At 49.3% G+C, this 25280-nt stretch carries 22 protein-coding genes; 13 read left to right on the forward strand and 9 right to left on the reverse strand.

Annotated features, from left to right (window positions below; translation table 11 throughout):
- Positions 1–303: 303 nt before the first annotated feature.
- The gene (locus DESTI_RS27910) at positions 304–1524 is read right to left on the reverse strand and encodes a hypothetical protein (protein WP_014813276.1); all 1221 of its coding nucleotides are present in this window, start codon (positions 1522–1524) and stop codon (positions 304–306) included.
- 483 nt (positions 1525–2007) lie between these two features.
- Positions 2008–3837 (reverse strand): excinuclease ABC subunit UvrC, encoded by a 1830-nt coding sequence (uvrC, locus tag DESTI_RS27915; RefSeq protein ID WP_014813278.1) that lies wholly within the window; start codon positions 3835–3837, stop codon positions 2008–2010.
- A 161-nt stretch (positions 3838–3998) separates the two neighbouring features.
- On the opposite strand from uvrC, the gene DESTI_RS27920 reads away from it, so the two are divergent.
- The 10 genes from DESTI_RS27920 (at position 3999) to DESTI_RS27965 (ending at position 13785) form a co-directional block, all read left to right on the forward strand.
- Positions 3999–4394: a phage terminase small subunit-related protein gene (locus DESTI_RS27920; protein ID WP_014813279.1), complete on the forward strand. Its 396-nt coding sequence runs from the start codon at positions 3999–4001 to the stop codon at positions 4392–4394.
- A 26-nt stretch (positions 4395–4420) separates the two neighbouring features.
- Complete coding sequence (locus tag DESTI_RS27925; protein ID WP_014813280.1) at positions 4421–4969, forward strand: 2-oxoacid:acceptor oxidoreductase family protein; 549 nt, start codon at positions 4421–4423, stop codon at positions 4967–4969.
- Positions 4970–5009: 40 nt separating this feature from the next.
- Entirely contained in the window at positions 5010–5306 is a 297-nt protein-coding gene (locus DESTI_RS27930) for a 4Fe-4S binding protein (protein WP_014813281.1), read from the forward strand.
- Positions 5306–6469: a transketolase C-terminal domain-containing protein gene (locus DESTI_RS27935; protein WP_014813282.1), complete on the forward strand. Its 1164-nt coding sequence runs from the start codon at positions 5306–5308 to the stop codon at positions 6467–6469. Before DESTI_RS27930 ends, DESTI_RS27935 begins: the two co-directional genes overlap by 1 nt.
- Positions 6470–6538: 69 nt before the next feature.
- Positions 6539–7474 (forward strand): pyruvate synthase subunit PorB, encoded by a 936-nt coding sequence (gene porB, locus DESTI_RS27940; protein WP_014813283.1) that lies wholly within the window; start codon positions 6539–6541, stop codon positions 7472–7474.
- A gap of 194 nt (positions 7475–7668) precedes the next feature.
- Positions 7669–9576 (forward strand): ABC transporter substrate-binding protein, encoded by a 1908-nt coding sequence (locus tag DESTI_RS27945; protein ID WP_014813284.1) that lies wholly within the window; start codon positions 7669–7671, stop codon positions 9574–9576.
- Between the two features lie 34 nt (positions 9577–9610).
- Positions 9611–10609 (forward strand): ABC transporter permease, encoded by a 999-nt coding sequence (locus DESTI_RS27950; RefSeq protein WP_014813285.1) that lies wholly within the window; start codon positions 9611–9613, stop codon positions 10607–10609.
- Positions 10606–11712, forward strand: a complete 1107-nt coding sequence (locus DESTI_RS27955; protein ID WP_014813286.1) for an ABC transporter permease — start codon at positions 10606–10608, stop codon at positions 11710–11712. The genes DESTI_RS27950 and DESTI_RS27955 overlap by 4 nt, the downstream gene beginning before the upstream one ends.
- A gap of 6 nt (positions 11713–11718) precedes the next feature.
- Positions 11719–12738 (forward strand): ABC transporter ATP-binding protein, encoded by a 1020-nt coding sequence (locus tag DESTI_RS27960; protein ID WP_014813287.1) that lies wholly within the window; start codon positions 11719–11721, stop codon positions 12736–12738.
- A gap of 6 nt (positions 12739–12744) precedes the next feature.
- Positions 12745–13785 carry an ABC transporter ATP-binding protein gene (locus DESTI_RS27965; protein WP_041286564.1) on the forward strand — a complete coding sequence of 347 codons (1041 nt, stop codon included), beginning with the start codon at positions 12745–12747 and terminating at the stop codon, positions 13783–13785.
- 512 nt (positions 13786–14297) lie between these two features.
- On the opposite strand, the gene cfa is transcribed toward DESTI_RS27965, so the two are convergent.
- Positions 14298–15410 carry a cyclopropane fatty acyl phospholipid synthase gene (cfa, locus tag DESTI_RS27970; RefSeq protein ID WP_014813289.1) on the reverse strand — a complete coding sequence of 371 codons (1113 nt, stop codon included), beginning with the start codon at positions 15408–15410 and terminating at the stop codon, positions 14298–14300.
- Positions 15411–15798: 388 nt separating this feature from the next.
- On the opposite strand from cfa, the gene pssA reads away from it, so the two are divergent.
- The gene (gene pssA, locus DESTI_RS27975) at positions 15799–16659 is read left to right on the forward strand and encodes a CDP-diacylglycerol--serine O-phosphatidyltransferase (protein ID WP_014813290.1); all 861 of its coding nucleotides are present in this window, start codon (positions 15799–15801) and stop codon (positions 16657–16659) included.
- Positions 16660–16780: 121 nt separating this feature from the next.
- Here the strand turns inward: pssA and amrB are convergent, their stop codons facing one another.
- The 6 genes from amrB to DESTI_RS28005 all read right to left on the reverse strand — a co-directional run bounded on the left by amrB (position 16781) and on the right by DESTI_RS28005 (position 23110).
- Positions 16781–17614 carry an AmmeMemoRadiSam system protein B gene (amrB, locus tag DESTI_RS27980; RefSeq protein WP_014813291.1) on the reverse strand — a complete coding sequence of 278 codons (834 nt, stop codon included), beginning with the start codon at positions 17612–17614 and terminating at the stop codon, positions 16781–16783.
- 103 nt (positions 17615–17717) lie between these two features.
- Entirely contained in the window at positions 17718–20249 is a 2532-nt protein-coding gene (locus tag DESTI_RS27985; RefSeq protein WP_014813292.1) for an FtsX-like permease family protein, read from the reverse strand.
- Positions 20250–20302: 53 nt separating this feature from the next.
- Positions 20303–21007, reverse strand: coding sequence for an ABC transporter ATP-binding protein (locus DESTI_RS27990; RefSeq protein WP_014813293.1), 705 nt, complete (start codon positions 21005–21007; stop codon positions 20303–20305).
- Between the two features lie 32 nt (positions 21008–21039).
- Positions 21040–21903, reverse strand: coding sequence for a hypothetical protein (locus DESTI_RS27995; protein WP_014813294.1), 864 nt, complete (start codon positions 21901–21903; stop codon positions 21040–21042).
- Positions 21904–22105: 202 nt separating this feature from the next.
- A complete protein-coding gene (gene hypB / locus DESTI_RS28000) occupies positions 22106–22765 on the reverse strand; it encodes a hydrogenase nickel incorporation protein HypB (RefSeq protein WP_014813295.1) in 660 nt (219 codons plus the stop codon).
- Positions 22766–23110, reverse strand: a complete 345-nt coding sequence (locus DESTI_RS28005) for a YkgJ family cysteine cluster protein (RefSeq protein WP_014813296.1) — start codon at positions 23108–23110, stop codon at positions 22766–22768.
- Between the two features lie 458 nt (positions 23111–23568).
- Here DESTI_RS28005 and DESTI_RS28010 point away from each other — a divergent pair, with 458 nt between their 5' ends.
- Complete coding sequence (locus tag DESTI_RS28010) at positions 23569–24378, forward strand: ParA family protein (RefSeq protein ID WP_041286565.1); 810 nt, start codon at positions 23569–23571, stop codon at positions 24376–24378.
- Positions 24320–25228, forward strand: coding sequence for a ParB/RepB/Spo0J family partition protein (locus DESTI_RS28015; protein WP_014813298.1), 909 nt, complete (start codon positions 24320–24322; stop codon positions 25226–25228). Before DESTI_RS28010 ends, DESTI_RS28015 begins: the two co-directional genes overlap by 59 nt.
- Positions 25229–25280 lie beyond the last annotated feature (52 nt).

Genomic DNA, 25280 nt, shown 5'->3' on the forward strand with positions numbered 1-25280 from the left:
GTCACTACCGGGCACCCACGAGGGGCGCTCCTACAATCGGGCCGTGAAGATGATGAGAATTTCGTGCCACGATCCAGGATAGATTTCGATTTTTGAAACAGTTTCTCTCTGCCGTCCATCATAGCGATATCATTTATTAATATTGAAGATGTGCCGGCACGGAGGCCGGCACCCACCAATACTGCTTTTTCTGAATCAGACATTAGTTTTGGCACTTACTATAGACGGCTTTGCGTCGTCCGGAGCGAAGGATACCTCCAGCCTCCCAGATTATGAAAAGAAAGGCGATCTCTTCATGAAGAATCACGAAGTGGGCGGTTGACTCGAGATGCTGTTGTTCCAATGTGGGTCTGCATCCGATCCTGTAATGCCTCCGGAATCCCGGAGAACCACTTCCTTGAAAATCTCCTTCTTCTGAACTGTTTCGAACGGCTCGGATTTGGTCAGTACCACTCCGTTACTGTCGCGGATTTCCAACAAGCATTTGGAATTTGCTAAAATTCCCGGTATCCTGAATTCTCCCGACGCCGCATCAATTCTTCCCGATCTTGAAAACCGGCCGTCTGCACAAACGCAATTAACCTCAAGATTGGAGTCGATGCTTATCCCGTTTGTAACGCTCACTCTGCCCTGAATAACACAACCTTCCGGAATCATCCGCATGGTGAATCCTTCTATTTTTCCGGATTCAATGGGAAGAACGAGCGGGTCGGTATTCTCCATGATAAAACCGCGTTTATACCCATTCAGAACGTATGTTCCCGGATCGTTTATAAGAACTTTAAATTCTCCGGTATTCGGCATAGTCCTGCAGGATTGTCCCGCACGATTTCCATCCGGATCGGTGAGATATACGATTACGGACTCTATTCCCTTACCGTCAGGACCTTTGACCGTTCCTGAGACAACGAGCTGTTCTCGTTCTCTTCGTTCCTGCTCTTCCAGAGAGGGGACATCGACCGCTGAGGCAAACTTGAATTCTTGAGTCGCTGATTTCGGGGTCTTTTCAGATTGCTTTTGGACTATTCGAGGCGTACCCGGGCTCGTATCAAACTTCGGAAGAGGATGGTTCACTCCTTCGAGGGGTGTGCGAATCGTCGTATCTGTGTCTTTCCGTGCCTGTTTCCCGACTTTGCGGACTGCCGATATGGAATCCTGCGTCGGTCGATCGTATATTTCCGGACGGCCGGGGTCCGCCATAGGACGTCGTTTCATTTTCTTCCGATGTCCCAGACGCATGAACAGTTTGCTGACCACCACCAGCGGCCGGGACGATAGCGTTATGTAGCGCTGAAAAATCAGATTGACTACGGATAACGCAAAAATCAAAAAGAGGATAAGGTACGTTGCAGGATGTAGATGCGTAATCATATAGAGAATACCTGGGCTGGCTTCACCAGGCAGCGTTGCAGGATATGACCGTCCGGCCCACAAATAAGGAATTACCAGTACGCAAAAGGAGATGAATAGATTCTTTGCAGTCCGGGAATTTTCTCGAACCTCTTCTCTGAAAAAATTCTGCACCCCTCATCGCTCCTTTTTTCGGCAGCCTGTTTCCCGGATTGATTGAATGCTTCTCCGAGTCGCTGCGATGTGTACCATCAGGAGAGGTCAATGTAAACAAAAAAGCAATGCTTCTGCAAGGATTTGACTGAGAAGAATGTCCCCGAACGAGCAATCTCACGTCGCGCGATCTTAGAGCGATTGCCACAAATTCTGACGTTCTGACGTTTATCCAACGCTCTAATACAAGATATTAGTGGTGACCGGCGTCCCTGCCGGTCCATTCTGTTGATATCATTGATCATATTTGAAGATGTGCCGGCACGGAGGCCGGCACCCACCAATACTCCTATCCTCAACGCACGTTAATTTTGGCAATTTCTACAACCTAATCGAAGATGAATAACTTTTTGATCTTGCAAATGATTTCGTGCAAGACGCCCCGCCCTGGAGGGTTCTGTCCTGAGGAGAATTATTTTTTTCTGGAGACCGGGTCGCACAGTGTCATACGCTCAAGCCAATTTCTCTGCTTTGGAAGAATTCCCTGATGCGGACTACATCTGTTGAGTTGATTCCCGGAACGGCAGCGATCTGCTCGTCGGATGCGGCCAGGAGGTCTTGAACACTCGCAAAGGCCTTCAGAAGAGCGGTGCGCTTTTTCGGACCTATTCCGGGAACAGCATCCAGTTCTGAACGGATCACGTCGGCTTTCCTGCTTTTTGTATGGAATGCATGCGCAAACCTGTGAGCTTCGTCACGAGCTCTCATGAGCAGCATCAGCCCTGAATCGCCTCTCGGAAACTGCACTGGATTCTTTCTGTTCGGAGTGTAGATTCTATCTTCCTCGCCTTCTGCTCGACCTTTAGCTATTGCAGCGAGAGCAGGGTACACGGATCCGAGATTTTCCTTCAGCGCGATTTCAGCAGCATTGAGTTGGGATTTTCCGCCGTCAATGAGCAACAGATCGGGAAGAGGCTCTTCTTCCCTGTGCTTTACCCGGCGAGAAATGGTCTGGTAAATCATTCCGGGATCGTCCTGATCTTCAAAGCCTCGCATTTTGTACTTTCTGTATCCGGACTTGTCAGGCTTGCCGTCCCGAAAAGCTATCTTTACCCCCACAGGCAATGAACCGGAAATATTCGATATGTCGTACGCTTCAATCAATCTCGGAGGTCCGGGCAGATGCAGCCTCGAAGCAATCGACTCAAGAGACGCTTCTGCGGTGATCTTCTGTTTCTCTCTCGTCAAAGCAGCATGGGCATTCTTGATGGCCAGCATGACGAGCTTGGTTCCCTGACCTCGCTGCGGCATTTTTAGAGCGACTTTACTTCCCCTCAATTCGGATAACCATGCTTCGATGGGCTCCGGCTGGTCAATGGGCCGGGAAAGGAGAATTTCCTTGGGCACGAATGTACCGGCAGCGTAGTATTGCTTCAGTGCGGAACTGAGAACCTGCTCCGCTTCCAACGCGGGATTACGAATCAGGAAAGACTCCTCGGAAAGCAGATTACCTTTACGAAAAGAGAGAACCTCCACTACAAATAGAGAATTTTCGTGCTCCAGAAGCGCAAAAACATCTTGATCCTTCAGGTGGAAAAACGAGACGTTTTGTGCTTCCAGGGTGCGTTCGATGGAAGCGAGTCGATCCCGAACACGAGCTGCTTCCTCAAACCGGAGCTCGCGCGCAGCAGTCTCCATTTGCGTTCTGAGCTTGCGGAGGAGATCTTCGCTCCGGCCCTGCAATAGCAGGACTACCTGGTCCACCATGCGCCGATATTCCTGGGGGTCTACTTTTCCCGAACAGGGACAGAGGCAACGGCCCATCTGGCAATTCAAACACGGTCGAGAGCACGTGGCAATCTGACGTTCCGTGCACTGGCGCAACGGAAAAAGCCTCTGAATGAATCGCAAGGTTACGCGGGCATCCCGCGCGGAGGAATAGGGCCCGAAATACCGTGCTCCATCCGGTTTCACCTTTTGAGTTCGGATCAAGGTCAGCCGGGGAAATTGGTGAGCAATATTGAGTCTCAAGGAAAAGAAAGATTTATCGTCCCGCAAATCCACATTGTACTTGGGCCGGTGTTCCTTGATGAGATTGTTCTCCAGGATCAGAGCTTCTTTTTCCGTTTCCGTCAGAATGGTGCGAATCTCGTCCACTCGAGCCATAAGAAATTGAATTGAAGGCCGCTCGTCAGTGCCGTTGAAATAACTCTTCACGCGATTTTTGAGGTTTGCGGCCTTTCCGACGTACAGGACCTTCCCCTTATGGTCCATCATGAGATAAACGCCCGGGCTGGAAGGTAGATTCTTGAGATGGTCTTCGGTAATGGGCATATTTTCACACAGCAAGCATTGTAAAAGACGGATTTCGTAAGCAATATAAAAACGATCTCTCTCGACGTCAATGATCCTTGAATTCCGAAAGATAATCTGATAGTACTATTAAGTTCAGCTTCCAGGTGCCCGCACTTCATGCGGAGCAGGAGACTACCCCTATGAGAAAAAACGATGCCCGAAAGGCCGCTGAAAGGACTTTTCTTGAAGATCGCGGCCGAATAACAAATAAGGAAATCGCAAAGAAACTCGGGATACACCCTGCAACGATTGCTCGTTGGAAAAGACTGGATGAGTGGGACATGAAACTAGTAAAATCCCTGAATAAGTCCAGTGAGGATGATGTGAAAGCAGATGACCTGTACGCGGTGGACATTCGGCACATTGCTCTGTTGAATGAGCGTATAGACATGTATCTGCGGAAAAAAGAACTCCTGCCTTCGGAGATCCTCTCCCTTGCAGAAGCCAAATATCACCTCATGATGTGCATGGAAATGGTAAACGAGCAACTCAGATATCCCTTTCCTGACGATTTCGATGAAGAAACCGATTTTTAGGAATTCTTTGGTCAAAAGGAGCAACTATGATTGAAATGAGATTTCACGGCAGAGGCGGCCAAGGCGCGGTTACATGTGCGGAACTGGTTGCCCAGGCCGCTATAGACACGGGCAGGTATGCCACCGCCTTCCCCAGTTTCGGACCGGAACGGCGAGGAGCGCCCGTGATTGCATTCGCTCGGGTGGATGAACAACCCATTCGATTGAGATCCAAAATTTATGCGCCGGATGTAGTAGTGGTCCTGGACCCGTCACTTCTGGATATCGCCAGTCCCGCAGTCGGACTTCGGGATAACGGCATTCTGATCGTAAATTCCCCCTACGATCCCGAAACCCTGAAGAAGCATCTCGGTTATCAAAATAGAATCGCTGTCGTGGATGCAGGACGCATTGCTCGAGAAGTGCTTGGGCTACCAATTACGAACACAACGATGGTCGGGGCTTTGGTTAAAGGCACCGGAATAATGGATGTTGAATCCTTGAAAGCACCTTTCAGGAAACGATTCGGAAAAATTGCCGATCGCAATATCCAGGCTATGGAGAGAGCTTTCAACGAAACCCTGGTGGTCGCCTGACAGATATTGACCCGATCTTTTCTATAAAACGGAGGAAACCGTGACTAAACCAATGGATGAAATGACCTGGCAAGAAGTGGAACCGGGAGGAGTTATTTCTGAACCGGGCTGCGCTTCATGCTACCACACGGGAACATGGCGTTCGGAAAAACCCGTATATAATCCGGATAAGTGTATCAGATGTCAACGTTGCTTCATCATGTGCCCGGATGCGTCAATTAAGCCGGATTTCGAAAGCAACTGCATGGTCTGGGATTACGACTACTGCAAAGGCTGCGGTATTTGTGCCTATGAGTGTCCCGTTGGGGCCATAGAAATGGTGCAGGAGGACGAATAATGGGAAAAAAGGTAGGCATTGAAGTATCTATTGCAGCCGCTGAAGCCGTAGGCCTCTGTGATGTGGACGTAGTGGCCGCCTATCCTATTACTCCGCAGACCCACGTTGTGGAGCATCTCTCCGAGCTCGTTGCGGACGGTCATTTGGATGCCGAGTTTGTCCCTGTGGAATCGGAACACTCGGCAATGAGCGTATGCTGTGGATCGTCTGCCGCGGGAGCACGAACATTCACTGCAACAGCAGCCCAGGGTTTGGCTTTGATGTCCGAAATCGTGTACATCGCATCAACCATGCGCTTGCCTATAGTGATGTTTCTGTCCAACCGAGCTTTGAGCGCTCCTCTTTCCATCTGGAACGACCATTCGGACACCATGATGGTGCGAGATTCTGGATGGATTCAGGTATTCTGCGAGAACGGCCAGGAAGTATATGACGCCATTTTCCACGCGTTCAGGGTCGCGGAAGACCCGAGGGTGTCTCTTCCCGTGATGATCAACGTGGATGGGTTCAACCTCACCCATGTGATAGAACCCATCGAGTTTTGGACCAAAGAGATGGTCAAGGAATACCTGCCGCCGTTCAAGCCTCTGAATACGTTGCATCCGAACAAAGTGGTCTCCATGGGAGCATTCGGTATGCCCGAGATTTATACGGAGCAGAAGTACGCTCACGATCATGTGCTACTGAAATCTCGTGAGGTGTTGCTCGAGGCGTGGGATGAAATGGCCAAGCTCACGGGCCGCAAGTACTCTCCGGTTGAGACCTATAAAGCCGATGATGCAGAAATCCTCGTGTTTGGCATGGGGTCTATCTGCGAGACCGCTTCCATCGCTGTAGACAAACTGAGAGAGCAGGGCAAGAGTGTGGGGCTGGCGAGCCTCCGATTATGGCGGCCTCTTCCCAAGGATGAGTTGAAGTCGATACTCGGTAAAGCCAAAGAAGTGGTGGTCCTCGACCGATCCCTGGCGCCCGGAGCAGCCAACGCGCCGGTGACATCCGAGATGCGTGCGCTGATGTATCACGAGGCCCAAAGGCCCAAGATTCATTGCATGATTGCCGGCCTGGGCGGACGTGACGTCACTCCCCAGGATGTCGTAAACATGGTGGAACAGGCGATCGTCGAAAAAGATGATGATTATCACTTCTACGGAGTCCGGGGATAGACTCGGATCGAGCTTCGGGCTCTTTCCTTCTATTGCCTACGACACCGAACACTAATTACGGAGACTCCAATGGCTGAAACAAGTAAAACAAGACTCTTGAAGCCGCTGAAAAACTTCCCTTCGGAAGAATACATAAATGCCGGACACCGGGCATGCCAGGGATGCGCCGAGGTTCTGGCTGTCCGCCATGTGCTGAAAGCCATCGGACCGGACATGATTCTCGCTATGGCGACCGGGTGCATGGAGATCATCTCATCGCCTTATCCGCTCACGTCCTGGAATATTCCCTGGATACACATTGCATTCGAGAATGCCGCAGCAGTAGCTTCCGGGGTAGAATCGGGACTAAAAGCGCTTCGGCGGAAAGGTCGTATTCCTGATAAGGAGGTTACGGTTGTCGCCATGGGCGGTGACGGCGGAACCAGCGATATCGGATTTCAGGCGCTTTCCGGGATGATGGAGCGAGGTCATAAGGTCATTTACGTTTGCGTGGACAACGAAGCCTATATGAACACCGGTGTGCAGAGGTCGTCCTCCACTCCTTTCGGTGCTACCACCACAACATCGCCTTCAGGAAGGGTAACACCTTCGGGCCAGACCACGTGGAAAAAGGACATGACCGCCATAGCTGCAGCTCACGGTATCCCGTACACGGCAACAGCATGCCCTACATTTTATCAGGATCTCATGAACAAGGTGCAAAAAGCCCGGGCAGCGAACGGTCCTGCGTACTTGCATGTATTGTCGGTTTGTCCTACCGGATGGAGGATTCCCCCTCAAAAGGCTATCGAGTACGGCAAGCTGGCGGTGGATTCCGGAGTGTTTCCCCTGTACGAAGTGGAAAACGGAATCTGGAAACTGAGCCGCAAACCGAAAGAGCTTATCCCTGTAAGCGATTACTTCAAAGGACAAGGGCGGTACCGTCATTTGGATGAGACTTTGATGAAGTACATCCAAGAACGAGTCACAGAAAAATGGGAGCGCCTTGTCAAGCTGTGTGAGTAGATTATCGCAATGTTGTCTGCCACGACAACAAGTGTTAATCTTTCTTATTGGCGGATGATAACACTCCCCGGAGACTATTTTCCGGGGAAATTCCCTCCTTCTTCCGAACCGGTGTGCAGGCTTACCGTTTCTTTTGACTTAGCAAATTGAGGCGGTATCGATTATCCAGATTCGCGTCACCCTGAGGAGGTCTCATGTTTCACACCCTCTCCCGTGCTCTTATCGTTTTCATTGTAATATCAGGCATTGCTTTGTGGGGTTCTCTTTCCCATGCATGGAAGGAAGCTCCTTCTTTAGCCAAGAGAGTTGAAACAGGCGAGCTTCCCCCTGTAGATAAGCGGCTGCCGGAAACACCGGTAGTCATTACCCCTGTGGATAAACCAGGGATTTACGGCGGAGTGTGGAGACGTGCTTACACGGGATTGTCTGATCTTGTGGGCACGAGAAGAATTATTTACGAGCCTCTGGTACGATGGAGCCCGGACTACAAGGTCGTCCCGAATCTTGCCACCAAGTGGGAGATTTCGGAAGACGGAAGGGAATATGTGTTTCATCTGGTAAAGGGGGTGCGCTGGTCTGACGGGGCACCTTTCACGGCTGACGATATACTGTTTTATGTTGAAGACATCCTTATGGATAAAGAGCTGACCGCCTCCATCCCCCAGTGGTTGGCTCCGACAGGTGTTCTTCCTACCGTTACCAAAATAGACGATTACACCATCAAGGTTGTATTTCCTGAACCTTACAGCATGTTTCTCGAAAGACTCGCCTGTCCGGACGGCATGGCGCCGGTTACCAAACCCAAACATTATCTGAAGAAATTCCATAAGAAATATGCCGATCCTGCTGAGTTGGAAGCGCTCGTACGAGAGCGCAACAGTACAAGTTGGGTAAAGCTTTTCCAGGAAATAACGGACATGCGCCATGGCATATTTACGAACAAGGATATGCCGTCCCTCTGTGCCTGGATAACCAAGGTCCCGGCTCCTGCAAAACGTTTTGTCATGGAGCGGAATCCGTACTACTGGAAAGTTGATACTGAAGGCAAACAACTGCCCTATATCGAATCCATCGTTCACGACTTGCAGGCTGAGGCCCAGACGATTCTCCTGAAAGCGATTGCCGGGGAAATCGATATGGAGGCTCGTCATCTTGGAGGAATGCAGTCGAGTGTCCTTCTCCTCGCGAATTTGGCCGAAGGAAAGTACAAGCTCATACCCAAGATTTCTACAGCTTCGGTAGGTTTGCTCCTGGCCCCTAATATTAACCATACCGATGAGGCCATGAAAGCGATTCTTTCGAATCCCAAATTTCGCATTGCTCTGTCTTACGCGATTAACAGAAAAGAAATCAACAAGATCGTGTACCGGGGCAAAGGGACTCCCCGTCAGCCCGCGCCTTTGAAGGAATCCGAATACTACAGTCCATCACTGGAAAGCGCTTACACCGAATACGACCCTGCAAAAGCCGCGGCTCTCCTCAATGAGATCGGTATAAAGCTCGGGCCTGACGGGAAACGCATCAGACCCGACGGTGAACCCATGCGACTCACCCTGGATGTTGTAGTATCCGTGCAAAGCTGGGTGGATCAGGCCGAGATCGTGGCTTCAAATTTCAAAGCTATTGGCATTGACACGGAAGTCAAAGCCGAAGCCAGAGAGCTCTTCATCCAGAGGACGCGAAACGCTTCGCACGATATAGCTCTCTGGACCGGAGACGGAGGCATTGAGTGTCTCCTGGATCCCCGGTGGTATTTTCCCTATAGCACGGAAAGTCTGAATGCACCGCTTTATGGTTTGTGGTTCCAGAGTGGTGGACAGAAAGGTGAAGAGCCGCCTGCTGAAATCAAGAATATGATGGAAACATACAATCAGATTCTTCGTACAGTCTCGGAAGAAAAGAAGAAAGAACTGTTTAAGAGCATTCTTGCTGCAAACGAAAAGAACCTGTGGGTCATCGGTCTTGTTCACGATCCCCCGGATTATTATGTTGTGACAAAGAACATGCTCAATGTTCCCAAGAAAGATTTCCAGAGCTGGATGTACCCCAATCCCGGACCGGCTCATCCTGAACAATTCTTCTACGAATCCGTAAAGAAATGAATTCCTGTACTCACGAGTTTAACTGAGAATACGTATGCTGGCATACATAATTCGTCGCCTTCTCATAATGATCCCCACGCTGATAGCGATTTCCATTATCTCGTTTGCTATTATTCAGCTGCCTCCGGGAGATTTCCTCACCACGTACATAGCTCAGCTCAGTGTAAGCGGAGAAGGAGTCGATCAGGCTGAGCTTCAGGCGTTGAGAGCACGTTTCGGATTGGATGAGCCAGTCTACATGCAGTATTTGCACTGGGCATGGAATTTTCTGCATGGCGACTTCGGTCATTCGTTCGAGTGGAACAAACCGGTGCGGGATCTGATCTCCGAGCGGATCGGATTGACCATACTTATCAGCACATGCACGCTCATTTTCACCTGGATGGTTTCTGTTCCCATTGGAATCTACTCCGCAGTGAAGCAATACTCGTGGATGGATTACTTTTTGACGGTCTTTGGATTTTTCGGTCTGGCTACACCCAATTTTCTGTTCGCGCTGATTCTCTTGTGGGCTTCGTACGCATATTTCGGCATGAGCATTGGGGGGCTGTTTTCTCCTCAATTCGCTGAAGCTCCCTGGAGCTTCGCGAAATTCGTCGATTTGTTGAAACACCTGTGGATACCTGTCCTGATCGTAGGAACCGGTCATACTGCCAAATTCATCCGTATTATCAGGGGTAATCTCCTGGATGAATTAAAGAAACCCTATGTCACAACTGCCCGGGCAAAGGGGCTTTCAGAGATAAAGCTCATATTGAAATACCCGGTCAGGGTCGCCATAAATCCGCTGGTCAGCACCATCGGCTGGACGCTCCCGGAACTCGTGTCCGGTATTGCCATCACTGCCGTTGTGCTGAATCTGCCCACATCGGGACCGCTTCTGCTGAGTGCCCTCATGAGTCAGGACATGCATTTGGCCGGAAGTTTTATCATGCTCCTGAGTTTTCTCACGGTCATAGGTACATTGATTTCGGATATTCTCCTGGCCTGGGTCGATCCGCGCATTCGGTTCGGGGCTCGAGAGGGCGCATGAACGACGAACAGAAGCAATTAGATAAATATCTCAATGCATCGACGCGGCAACTTGTCTGGTGGCGCTTCAAGAAGCATACCCTGGCAATGATAGGTCTGTGGTGTGTTATCGGCCTGTATGTTATCGCCATTTTTTGCGAGTTTCTTTCGCCCTATGACAAAGACCAACGATTTTATGAATATATTTACACACCTCCTACAAAAATTCGAATCTTCGATCAGCAGGGCAATCTTCACAGACCGTTCATCTACGATGTTTCCCTCGAAATCGATATGGAAACCCAACAGTTACGGTATGAAGACAAAACAGATAGAATTTACCCGATTCGACTCCTGGTAAGAGGAGACCCGTACGAATTCTGGGGATTGTGGCGGACCGATCTTCACCTTTTCGGAGTGGATAAGCCTGCAAAATTGTTCCTCTTCGGTACGGATCGGATGGGAAAGGATCTGTTGTCGCGGTGTTTTTACGGGAGCAGAATATCTCTTTCCATCGGTATGTTGGGGGTGTTTCTGAGCCTGGTCCTGGGCGTGGTTCTTGGCGGTATTTCCGGATATCGCGGTGGATGGGCGGACGGACTCATTCAGCGCATCATTGAAATTATCCGCTGTTTTCCGAGTATTCCACTGTGGATGGGACTATCCGCGTCAATGCCTCCGCATTGGCCTTCATTGCAGCGATATTTCGTGATCACTATTATCCTTTCCTTAATCGGCTGGACAGATCTGGCCAGAATGGTTCGAGGAAAGCTCATCGCGCTCAGGGAAGAGGAATTCGTCCTTGCGGCCCGGTTTGCGGGTGCCGGACATGCTCGCATCATTTTCAGGCATTTGCTGCCATCCTTCACCAGCCACATCATTGTGACGGTCACACTGGCTATTCCGGGAATGGTTCTCGGTGAGACTGCCCTCAGCTTTCTTGGAATAGGCCTGACACCGCCGATCACCAGTCTTGGGGTGCTCCTGAAAGAGGCACAGAATGTAACAACGGTTGCATTGTATCCCTGGCTTCTCATTCCGGTATTGTTCGTGATTGCCATGGTGCTTTCGTTCAATTTCGTCGGAGACGGATTGCGAGATGCCGTGGACCCCTATTCGAGGTAGCGCTCCATGAATCCCGCTCTGGATGTTCGAAATTTGCGTGTCCATTTTCTCTTGGACGAAGGTACCGTGAGGGCGGTCGACGGGGTGAGCTTCTCGGTGGAACCGGGCAAAACGCTTGGAATCGTGGGCGAATCCGGCAGCGGAAAGAGCGTCATCGGCCAATCCATCCTGCGCATTGTGCCATATCCGGGGAAGATTGTTGAAGGAGAGATTATTTTACAGATCCCCAACGGACAGGATATCCCGACTCGGGTAAATATGGTGGAACTCGATCCCCACGGAAGACAGGCTCGCAGCATTCGTGGCAAAGAAGTGGGGATGATTTTCCAGGAACCCATGAATTCCTTCAGTCCTGTTCACACTATCGGTAGTCAGATTACCGAAGCATTGTCCATCCATGCAGATGTGTCGGCACAAGAAGCGCGAAATCGAGCCATAGAAATGCTCCGCAAGGTAGGAATTCCTCAGCCGGAGCATCGGATCGACTCGTATCCCCATCAGCTCTCCGGCGGTATGCGTCAGCGGGCAATGATTGCCATGGCGCTGGTGTGTAATCCGAGAATTCTCATTGCAGATGAGCCAACCACTGCTCTCGATGTGACGATACAGGCGCAGATACTGGATCTCCTGAAACAGCTTCAGGAAGAGTTCGGCATGGCTATTCTCTTCATTTCGCATAATCTCGGGGTGATTTCCGAAATCAGCCATGACGTGTTGGTGATCTATTTCGGCCGAGTCATGGAACGGGCGCCTGTAGACGTACTGTTTCGCGATCCTCTCCATCCCTATACCAAGGCGCTTTTGAAATCGGTTCCGGGAATAGATACTCCGGTCAGGACTTTTCTTTCCACCATTGAGGGCACTCTACCGGATCCTTATATTTCCATTCCCGGCTGCCCTTTCTTTGGACGATGCATGGAATGCGGAGGATCTACCGTCTGTCGTGATAGTCCCTATGAACTGACTAAAGTAGATGATCGACACTTCGTTGCCTGTCCGCAGATGTGTATTCCAAATCCGATTTAACGAGGAATGAGCGTGCCTGATATTGATCCATTGCTTCAGCTTATCGACTTGAAAAAGCATTTCCCCATCCACAAGGGGGTGTTCAGGAAAGTCGCCGCGCACGTGAAGGCTGTGGATGGAGTCAGTTTTGCCGTTTATCCGGGCGAGACCGTCGGCCTGGTCGGTGAATCAGGCTGTGGAAAGAGCACTGTCGGCCGCATGATCATGGGAGCTTACCGGCCCACATCAGGACAAATCCTGTTTCGACCTGAAAACGGAAATGCACCGGTGGATATCGCGACCGCAGCACCCTCGGAAATGCGTAAGTTGAGACCTCATGTGCAGATGGTATTTCAAGATCCGTTCGCTTCACTCAATCCCCGTATGACCGTAAGGGAAATTCTTGCAGAACCGCTGGTGGTCAACAAAATTGCGCGAGGCAAGGAACTGGAGGATCGAGTCAAGGAGCTGACGGAAATGGTCGGCTTGAAGATCCAACATCTGAACCGCTACCCCCACGCATTTTCCGGAGGACAGCGTCAGCGCATAAGTATCGCCCGAGCCATGGCTTTGTTCCCGAAGTTGATCGTTGCCGATGAACCCACTTCCGCATTGGACGTTTCCGTGCAGGCGCAAATCGTGAACCTTGCCCTTGAAATCCAGGATCGCGTAGGATTGGCGTATCTCTTCATATCCCATGACTTGGGCCTGGTGAGACATTTCAGCAAATGGATTGTGCTGATGTATGTCGGGCGAGTTGTGGAATACTCTCCTGCTGAGCCACTGTTCAACCGACCGCGCCATCCTTACACGGAAGCATTGATGTCCAATGTTCCGTCCACGAGGCCGGAACTCCTGGGAAGAAGGATTATTCTCAAAGGTGAGCCGGCCGATCCTATCAATCCGCCGCCGGGCTGTCCGTTTCATCCCAGATGTTTGTACGCTGAAGAGATGTGTACCACGACGGTTCCGTTGCTCCGGGAAATCGAACCCAACCATCTGACCGCGTGTCATTTTGCAGAATCGCTCGATCTGAGCGGTTGTGATGCTTTGGGTTGCGCGATTTAGCTCCGAATGCGTGGACGGTCGCGTCTTTACTGCAATTTTAGAAATAACTTCGGGCTATCCAGATCCATTCATTGAAAAACGGTAGCCACCGTAGACTATCGAATACTGATTTCCGGATTTATATGAATTTGATTGAGGATTAGGAGTATTGGTGGGTGCCGTGCCTCCGTGCCGGCACATCTTTATATAATCAATGAAATCGATAGAATAGGCCGGCAGGGACGCCGGCCCCTACCGTTCTTTTAAAGAACAATACGTTCAAAAGATCAGAAATTATGTCAACCGTGCAATGGAGCGTGGGATAAACGTCCGAATTGAAAATCGCTAAATGTTCTCTTCAGCGCGATCTGAAACATCAGAAGCGGTTGGGAAGTGAAGCGTTCGCTCTAAATTGCGATTGCTTCATTAGGAGGTTGGTTATACCGATAAGGTATTGAGATATTGTGATGCTCTTCAGCGAGAAAAGTTTCATAAGAATATCGAAAAAATTTCGTATTACATGATGTTGAGAGTTAACAACGACATGCAGGCTGTGGTGTAAAAGGCTTCGTAAGAACAAATTGCCAGATTTGCATGTATCGAGCCCTGAATGCGCCTGCGCACGATAGCAGATAATATTCCCACATGCGTTTGAATCTGTTGCCGTATTTCTCCTCAAGCTGAGGCCATCCCTCCTGGAATCTCCTGTTCCAGGCCAATAGTGTTTTCTCGTAATGAGGTCCGAGATTGTGGAGATCTTCAAGCACAAATAGACCCTCGGCCGCTCTGGTCACCTGCGCGATACTCGGCAATTCTCCATTGGGAAAGATGTACTTGTGCATCCACGGATCGGTATCCCTGGCAGATTCGTTTATTCCAATGGTGTGGAGCAGGAAGATTCCCCCATCCTTCAGGCAACGATGCGCGGTTTCCATATAAATTCTATAATTTTTCCGACCGACATGCTCGAACATACCTACTGATACGATCTTATCGAACACACCCTGCACTTCCCGATAATCCTGGTGCAGCACATGAACGGGAAGATTCTGGCACCATTCCCGAGCAAATCGAATCTGTTCCTGCGAAATGTTTACGCCGGTAACGGTACAACCATAGTTCTCGGCCATGTACCGGGCAAGACCACCCCACCCAAAGCCGATATCAAGAACATGATCGTTTTTGTTCAGGCTAAGTTTCTTGCAGATAAGCTCCATTTTGTGTTGCTGAGCCTCTTCCAAGTCCCCCGTTCCATTGAAGTAACCGCAGCTATATTGATTATACGAATCGAGAAAAGTGAAGAAGAGCTCATTCCCGAGGTCATAGTGTCGTTCTGCAACCTGCTTCGATCGGGAGACAGTTTGACAATTCAAAAGAAACAGTTGAATCGCAGGAACAAGCGACCGAAGCCCGCCTCTGAGATTTCGATCTGCTCTCGTGATCAGCAGACGGTGAATAAGTTCATCAACTTGAGCACAGTCCCACCACCCGTCCATGTACGATTCGCCCAGTCCCAGGCTTTTATCTCGAAATACGCGGGAATAGGTTCTGTCGTCGTGAATACGGATATCCCAAGGATTCGAGCCATTTACGACTATTCCAGATGATGAGAGCAGTTCGTCTATCACGCTTCTGTAGTCTTGCATTGTGCCCCCTCCCATTTATCTATGTGGCACCAGCCGATGTCTCAATATGTCCGTACATCCGGTTTTATGTATGCTTTGGGCGCCTCTTTTATACGAAGGAAACGTAAAGGTATTCACGTACCTCTTACAAATGTTCAACTGATGCAGTCGGTTCGTTCCTGTTTATCGGAAGGACCGTGTCCGGTACACTCGGTTCATCTATTGCCAAATGTTGAATAATAACTCTACAATAATTAGTTGGAGTACGTTATTTGTTGCCGCTCTTGCATAAAAAGATTATGATTCAATTAGAGCAAGCAATCAAGCTTTTTCAGAGTCATTGTCTCATTACAGTGCCATTGGGCCTGTGAAGACGATTGCACCGAACTCTCGGTGAGGATGGAACACTATGGCAAGAAGACGCAGACCTTTTTTCAGGAGAAAGAGACAGGAAGGTGAAGAGTACCCGGCGAGGCCGCCGCGAAAGAGGATTCAGATAGCAAAAATGAAGCAGGGGATCTTTATCCTGCCTTCCCTTTTGACTTTGACCTCGATATTCTTCAGTTTTTACAGCATTATAAATTCCATCAAAGAGCAGTTTGTGGTCGCAGCCGCGCTGATCCTTGTTGCAGGTTTCTTTGACGGCATAGACGGCAAAGTAGCTCGGCTCACGAATACAACGACGAAATTCGGCCTGGAACTGGATTCTCTCGCTGACGTGATTTCATTTGGGGTGGCCCCTGCAATACTCATGTACATGTGGGCGCTGAGTCCGACTGCACAGATAGGTTGGGTGACCGCATTCTTATTCGTATCCTGCGGTGCTTTGAGATTGGCACGATTCAACGTGCAGTCCGGAACGATAGATTCAAAGAAATTCAACGGCCTCCCCATTCCGGCTGCGGCAGTAATGCTATCCACGACAGTGCTCTTTTTTCACAAGCTCGAAATCGAACCCGAGCAATTCAGGCTTGCACTCCTGATCCTGACGCTGGTGTTGTCCTTTCTCATGGTAAGCGCGATCAAATTTCACGCGTTCAAAGAGTTCACTCTCGTCAAAGAGAACCCGTTCATGTCGACAGTGGCATTCGTGCTCCTGCTCGCCCTGATTGCAGTAGCTCCCTTTGTCGTGCCCTTCATTCTGATCTCCGGGTATGTTATTTCCGGGCCGATAATGACATTGATCTGGGTACTCAAGAGGAAACAGCAAGCGCAGGAACAAACCGATGCCCCTCAGGAAACCCAGGTGCCGGTAGAGCAACCTCGCTGAGACTAGCCCTGTGACCTGTGGTCACAAGCAGCATACACATTCGGGATCCGAAGCAACAGAATCTTTCGTGCTCGGATCCCTCATTGTAATGTTTCTTCACTCAATTCAATTGTGTCCAACCCTAGAACACAATAGCTGAATATCCGACAAAGCTGGTGCCGGGCATTATGTCGTGGCTCGTATAATAGTCCAGAAGCGTTCCGCTATGTATTCCATGGAATCCGACGGAAGCCATAACAGAAGCTATGGGGCCGGCCGAGCAAGTGTTATGCTTTTGAAATGCGTCGTCGATCACGCCTTGGACATCGCCGGTTAAAGCCTTGTCGATCAAAGACCGGTCGTTTTCTTCTCTGACCCATGTAACTGCAGAAGCCCCTGTTCCTTTAGGAGAAAAACCGTAATTCGGACCGTAGTGCGTTAGATCTGCCGAGCCGATGTAGATTGCGCTCAAACCCTTTTCATTGAGCAGATTATGGATTGATTCTGCCAAAATCGCTGCTTGCTTTGTTGCCGGAGAATGAACAGCGATCACGGGAATATGTGGAAAGAACATACGGATCATAGGAAGCTGAATTTCTACGGTATTATCAGCAAAATTTCTTCCCGCGAACACGGCATTTCCGGAAGAGACCGCCGTTTTTGCAAGATGAGAATCCAGAGGCTGCATTCCAAAGGGAGTTTCCCATTCATCGTCAGCATAGATGATCGGACTTCCCGATGGTAGATGTCCGCCGAAGAGCACGATGCGATCCGGGTGTGCCGATTCTGCAAGAGTCTTCATCACTTTTGCCGCAGCTTTGCCGGAAAAGTACCACCCTGCGTGGGGAGCTATCCCACCTTTCCACGATCCGGCCGGAGCCTTGAATCCGGTCAAGAACTCTTCTATTTCTCGACGACATTGTTCCGCACTTTCGGGATACCATCCGCTGGGCAAAGCCCTCTTTCGCGTGCTCATTTTTTCCCCCGATGCACATCCGTTAAACTCTATCCGAAACACGCGAATCAGTATAGCAGTCCAGCATTACAATCAAAGAGGAAAATCAGGTAGGAAATTCTATTTATTCGTCAGACACAATGCCAGCCACGGGAGTTCGTGAGAGCTTGATACTCGGATACAGCGAAGCGATAACACATGCTATTCCGGTCAATACGAACGTGCGGGCGAATACCCACGGGTTCACATAAATATCGATGGACCATCCAAACGATCGATAATTTATCGCGTACACGATGATAAAAGTCAGTATGATTCCGCATACAACAGAAATTAAGTAGGCGGCAAGCCCCATAATGAGCGCCTGGTATACGTTCATTTTGCTCGTTTCTCCAGGAGTGAGTCCAAGATAACCAAGCACTGCGATTTCCCGCGATCTCTCCAACAATATGGCCATAAGCGCAGTGGCTACTCCCAGCAGAGCTACCATGAGGGAGACTCCTTTAAGGGTTGCTGTGGGAGCAAAGGTTTTGTCGAAAATGACCAGCACATTTTCTTTCATCTTGGTATTGGAAACAATGGTTCGATCCAGTCCCGGAAAATCGTTGATGATCGAACGGCGCACCGGTTCCGGTGAGACTCCTGGCTTCATAAAAATCGCGACAGACTGGACTCGCGGATCTCTCCAGATCTGCTCATATACGATTCGATCTATATGCAAAGTACCCTGATCCGAAGAATAATCCCGCACCACAGATGCAATCGGAAAGGAGCGGCTCCCTTCGGGGGTTTGCAGGTCAACCGTATCTCCCGGTTTCAGGTTAAAACGAAAAGACAAAGGTTCCGAGATGAACACTGCCCCTTTCTTCAGAGCTGTCCAAGGGTCTTCTTTTCCTCTGAGAAACACAAAACGGGAATGGCGCTCCAGAACTGCTGCATCTACGATGCGCAATCGCACCGGTTTTCCCTCGAGATACACTTCGTGGGTGGAATACCGCTCCACGTCTTGAATTTGAGGATTTTTGGCGAGATCTTCCATAAGCTTTTCTGGAAGCGGATGGTCCCATTTTGTTGTCGCAGGAGAAATATACAGATCTCCCTGGAGGGAACCTTCAAGCCATGCATCCACCGAGTTCCTGAAGCTGTAGATCATCGTGTCCACGCCAACGGTCATGGACAGCGCGACCGCCAGTGCTGCCACGGAAATGCTGGTTCGGCTCAAGGAGGCTCGTATGGTCCGTGCAGCAAGGAATCCTTCCAGCGAACGGAACCCTTTTCTGAGCCACGTTCCCAGAATATGACAGAGCGGAGACAGAATGCCGGGCGTGAAGAGTGCAAACGCCAGTGTCATGGCAAACGCCGAGGCAAATCCCCAAAATATGGAAAACCGGGAAGCCCAGGCGCTCGCCAGTGATAAAAGGAAACAAAGCAATCCCAGCACGAACAGTACGCGTTTCAAGTTGTGCGCACGATCTTCTATAGACTGCCTCTTGAGTCCAAGTATGGGCGGAGTGAAAGCCACCTCCAGGGCGGGCAAACCAGTGCCGATGAGTGTAGCAAGAAAGCCCACAGCGATACCGATAAGCGCAATATGTAGCGTTAGTTCGATTTTGGCAGTTTGAATGTAAAAGTAGAGGTCGGTGATTGTAGAAGACACTTTGGCAATGCTCCACCACGCAATCGCATAACCAAAGAGTATTCCGAGGACGCTGCCGACCGCTCCCAGCAAGATGGATTCCAGCAAGAAAGCTGCGACCAGGCCGCGATTATCGGTCCCAAGTGTCAACAGTAACGACATGTCTTCTCTCCGGGACAGGACAGAAAACATACTGAAGTTATAGATCAGAAACGTTCCGACGAACAAAGCCAGAAGACTCATAGCTGCAAGATTCAGTTGGAATGAGTACAGCATTGCCGTTAATGTGGATTTTTGTGTGCTCGCATCGGTGAGTCTCAGAGCATCCGGCAAGTCTGCTCGGAATTTCTCGGCATCACCTTTCAGAATTATGTCTATGCGATCCAGGTATCCTGTTTTGCCGAACACGTCCTGAGCAGCAGAAATATCCATGATCGCAAGATTTTCTGTCAACAGACCTTCATTCGCTCCGGGAATCCTCCCCAGAATTTTGACTTTCTTCTCCAACCCGGCTGTGAGCACGGTAATTGTATTACCCTCGTGCAGGTTGAATTTGTCCATGACAGCCCCTGTCAGGTAAATTCCCGGAACAGGTCCGCTGAGGAATTCTATGAACGCGGAAGGTTCTGTCCCACCCTGAGAAGGTGTAAATGAGCGGAGTTCTCCATCCAGAAACGGATCGATCCCAAGAAAACGGATGGATTCGTCACCCGTTTCCAGGCTGGTGGCCATCACATCGATAACAGGAGAAGCCACTTGTACGGATGGATGTTTCCAAATAGAAGCAAAGAGTTTCTCGTCGACTCTGCCATATCCGGAGATGATAGAATGCGTTGCTTTCCCTCCCAGGAACTCCACGGAAGAAGCAAAAGAAGCCAGAGCGGAACTGTTGATCAACTCGACAGCCACGATGATGCCTACTCCGAGACATATTCCCATAGTACAGAGGATTGCCAGGACAGCATGGCGCCGGTAATATTTCAGGTTGAATTTCAGGAGGGTCCGGATTCCTGTTGTCATCCCTGTGATTTTTCTATCGAGATCGATTTCGATCTACTGCCGAACACTAAACTTCAGGTTCGATCGAGTTCTTTAGGAGCAGTGTTGTCTTCCTGGAGAAGCCTGCCTCTGCTCAGACGAAATTTTCTGTCCGCCATCCAGAGAGCTTCGGAGCTGTGGGTCACCATGATAAGGGTAGTTTGACGATCGCGGCAGATCTCGTATATGAGGGAGAGTATGCGGTCTCCGGTTTCAGAATCCAGATTACCCGTGGGTTCGTCAGCAAGAATCAATCGGGGTTCTTTGATGAGAGCACGCGCAATGGCTACACGTTGTTGTTCGCCTCCGGATAGTTGTTCCGGGAACTTATCCCATTGTCCGTCAAGCCCTACCGCAGAGAGTATTTCTCTGGCTTTGGATTCCTGAGATACGCCCAGGAGATCCAAAGGCAGCATCAGGTTTTCTCCCACCGTCAAAGTCGGGAACAGATTAAACGATTGAAAAATGAAACCGACATCTCTCCTGCGATACTCTGCAAGCTTTACGGTAGAAAGACCTGTGATCTCGTTGCCGTTGAAAAAGATCCTGCCCTCTGTTGGAGAATCCATTCCTCCGACAAGATTGAGAAACGTGGTCTTTCCCGATCCGCTTTTTCCCAGGAGGATGATGCGTTCCCCGTGTTCTATTCGGAGGTTCACATCCCTCAAAGGGAAGACTTCGCTACCCTCGCCGTTATGAAAACGTTTGCTTACATGTACGAGGTTCAGGAGAGATTTCATTGCCTCTCTTGAGAACAGCCGGAATTTTCACGCTATCGTGTGGAGGTCTTGGTTTTGGCAGAGGCTCTTTCGTCGGTCGTAGAGGAATAAATTCTCTGGAGTCTCTTCTGCCACCATTCACTTCGTTTTTTCCGGAATGTCATGTAATCGTTCCTCTTAGGGAGCTTATTATCATTGAAGACCAGCCATAGTCGGGTAATGGTGACATCTTCCAGGACCCAGCCAAGCTGCATACAGATAAGATCGCCTTCGGAAAGCTTCCCCATTTCCTCGTCCAACTCCGCTGCTGTCGGTTCTACTTCCCGATAAATCGCATCCCGGAATTTCGGATCTTTCATAAGCTCAACGGGGTGTTTGCGTTTCTTATCCGCCAATTCTTTTGCTGCAACTACGACTCTCATGAAGTCTCGTTTCATGAGCGGGATGCCATAGGATACGATTTTGTCGGCAACGGGTTTCAGGCCCAAAACCTTTTTCTTTTCTTCGGAAGAAAACGCGAGAGAGTAGGGAAGCGAATCGATATTTCTTTGCGCATCTCTCAGCTTATGAACCTGTTCCTCAAGGAAGAGCAGGCTGTTGAGAGGGCTTCGTTCGGCTTGTTTTTCGTAAAAATCGAGCGAAGGATGTGCACGCAAAAGAGGTTTGGTAGCGTATTGGTTCAGATCGCGTAATTCCTGCTTCAGGAATTCATCAATGATAACCTTATTTCCTTCGGCATTGACTTCGCGCGCGATCTGTTGATCCGACATATTTTTGATTGATACAGCATGAGCTCCTGAAGCTGTCATAGAAAAGAGGAAAATGGCCGTCAAAATGGAAAACGGCAGACGAGTTTGAATCGCCAGTGGTTTCTTCTCCCTTTCAGAAAAAATTCTTAATATACCAAAACTGCGCATAGCAAATCCTCATTTACTTCTTGTTGCATCAGAGAGCTTCCATTTAGGGCTCCTTCTTTCTCTTATGCTCGAAGCTCTCAATAGTAAAGTAATCCAGAATATTCTGCTTGGTGCATATATCAACACGCGAGCGACGGAACTCGATTCGAGACAGTTCATATCCACATCGTTTTTGAGACACAGCTCTTTCGAACAAGATCCCTTACTTTGCGGAGATTTTGTTTCCCAGCCATTCAGTCAATTTGTCCATGCCCTCCCCGGTCTTGGCGGAAACGGGAAAGATCTGGATAGATGGATTCATGGCCAAGACTGTCTTGCGCAATTCCTCCATGCTGAAATCAGTGTAAGGGAGAAGATCTATTTTGTTCAGAACCAGGGCATTTGATTCCGTGAACATGAGCGGGTATTTCAGCGGCTTGTCATGACCTTCCGGAATGGAAAGAATCATCACTTTAACGTCTTCTCCCAGTTTGAATTCTGCAGGACACACGAGATTACCGACGTTTTCAATAATCACCAACTGCTTTCCGTCCAGGCCGAGACTCCCGGCAGCAGAAAGGATCATGTTTGCATCAAGATGGCATGCCCCTTTTGTATTAATCTGTACCACATCTACACTGGTAGACTGCACTTTTTGAGCATCCACGTCGGAAGCAATGTCACCTTCTATAACGCCGATTTTGAACTTATCGGATAATGCTTCGATAATTCTGAGAATAAGCGATGTTTTTCCTGCTCCCGGCGATGACATGAGATTCATCACAAATACTCGAGAATTGTCGAATTTGGCTTTCAAGTTTTCCGCGAGTAAGTCGTTTGCACTGAGAATATCTTCATTAACATTCAATGTCTTTACGGGCATTTAGTGTCTCCTTTTCGAGTTCCTGCCTCTTTTTCGCTTTTTTTCTGCACCGCGAACAGCGGTTAACGTATCTTTATAACGAATGTATTCCAGATATGCACACTCGTCCGGCAACCAGTTCAGAGTTCTCACCAGATGTTCCGTCAGGCTTATACAATCCGGCTCCGCTATGTGACGGTTCTCGTACACCTTACATAAATTCGTCTTGGTGTCCAGATACTGGCAGGGCTCATCAGTGTAGCGAATTACACCACCACCCAGGTCCACTTTTTCATAGCAGCATCGGCCGCACTTGCGGCAGATCGCTTCCCAGTCTTTCCTGTCCAAATCTTCGCGCAAATCCACATGCACCTCTTGCGAAAACGTAGCATAAAATGTTGGAGATAAAAAGGGCTACCGCCAACCGCTCAAAGCCGTATAGTCTTCATAGAATCTGTTCAGGGAAGGTCCGTGACGAAAGATGATAGTCCTGGAGGTGAGCTCTGTGTATAGCAACCCCAAAACTAATGTCCGATTGAGGATAGAAGTATTGGTGGGTGCCGGCCTCCGTGCCGGCACTTTTTTAATATAATCAATAATATATATGAAATGGACCAGCAGGGACGCCGGTCCCTACTAATATCTTGTATTCGAGCGTGGGATAAGGGTCAGAATTTTGGCAATCGCTTATACTCGTATTCTCACGTATTCACGGAAAGTGAAACTTTTTCTACAAAAAGACAGTGATTGCTTGGTTCCGAGACTCTTTTGTGATATTAGGATTCCCCGGATCTCTAGACACTATATATAGTGGGTTAGCAAAAATGGGACGCGTGATTTGCGTATGCAATCAAAAAGGCGGCGTAGGGAAGACTACCACTGCGGTTAATGTGGCATCGTGTCTTGCTCTTTCCGAAAAGCGCACGCTCCTCATTGATCTGGATCCTCAGGCTAATGCTTCCAGTGGACTCGGCATACGATTGGCAAAAGGCGAGCAGTCGGTTTATCATCTGCTTCTCGGGCATGAAGATGTCGCGCACATTACGCGATCCACCGAGTTGGAATACTTGCGCATTGTGCCGTCATCTCAGGATCTTATCGGCGCGGAAGTCGAGCTTGTCGGACTTTCTTCCAGGGAACGGAAACTCAAAGAAGGCCTCGGGGATGTAAAGAACCAGTATGATTACATCTTTATTGATTGTCCGCCCTCATTGGGTTTCTTGACTCTGAATGCCCTGGTTGCCGCGGATTCGGTCCTCATTCCCATTCAATGCGAATATTATGCGTTGGAAGGGGTCAGCAACCTCCTCAATACGATAAAACGTGTTCGTTCTACGTACAACAATGCTCTGCAAATTGAAGGCTTTCTTCTGACAATGTTCGATCCCAGGAACAACCTGAGCCGGCAGGTGGTGGAAAACGTCAAGAATAATCTCAGTTCTCAGGTGTTCGAAACCATTATTCCACGCAATGTGAGGCTCTCCGAATCCCCGAGCTTCGGGAAGCCGGTTGTTCTGTACGATATTACGTCTCGGGGTGCAGTCGGTTATCTCGCTCTTTCAAAGGAGATTATGGATGCTGAAGCTCAAGGAAATACCGAAAAAGCAGCGTGCGGCTTTGGGACAGGGTCTTGATGCGCTCTTACCCGCGGACGGGCTTTTTGATGAGAAAGTTTCCGAGCGGGATATCAAGCAACTTGCCATCGACAGTCTTATTCCGAACCCCGATCAGCCCCGGAGAATGTTCGTTGAAGAATCTTTGGCGGATTTGAGTCAATCCATTAAGGAAAAAGGGGTTATTCAGCCGATTATCGTCCGGCCCGCGGGAATTGACAAATACGAAATAGTTGCCGGTGAGCGGCGCTGGAGAGCAGCACATATGGCCGGTTTCCGAGAAGTCCCGGCTATTGTACGCGCGCTCTCGGATTCTGAAGCTCTGGAAATAGCGTTGATCGAAAATATCCAGAGAGAAGATTTAAACCCTTTGGATACTGCGGAAGCATACGACACCCTCATCAAGAAATTTTCCTATACTCACGAGCTGTTAGCCCAAAAAATTGGAAAAGATCGAACGAGCATTACCAATCATCTCAGACTCTTACGATTGCCCGATCCCATCAAACAGGAAGTTAGGCAGGAAAAGCTCTCCATGGGTCATGCCAGGACTCTTCTGGCCGTGGAGCATGTACCGACTCAACTAAGCCTCTCGAAGAAGATCTTAAAACGAAAGCTTTCTGTTCGTGAACTGGAAAGAATCGTCCAAAATTACAAGGAAAAGAACCAGAATCAGGACGAAAAACCATCTTCCGTCTCCCAAGATCCTCTCTGCAAAGCTCTTGAAATGAAATTGGCGCGGCATTTTTCTACTCGTGTGCGGATCAGAAAAAACGGAAGCGGAGCAGGCAAGCTTGAACTGCATTTTCATTCCGAGGAAGAACTTCACCGGCTTCTAGAGGCTATCGGCTGTTCTGAAGATTTCTGTTGAAATAGATGTTGGTCCGTGATACTCTGTAATTGTCATATCTATCTAAAAATAC

Origin of the sequence: Desulfomonile tiedjei DSM 6799 (assembly GCF_000266945.1) — a bacterium.
Taxonomy (GTDB): Bacteria; Desulfobacterota; Desulfomonilia; order Desulfomonilales; family Desulfomonilaceae; genus Desulfomonile; species Desulfomonile tiedjei.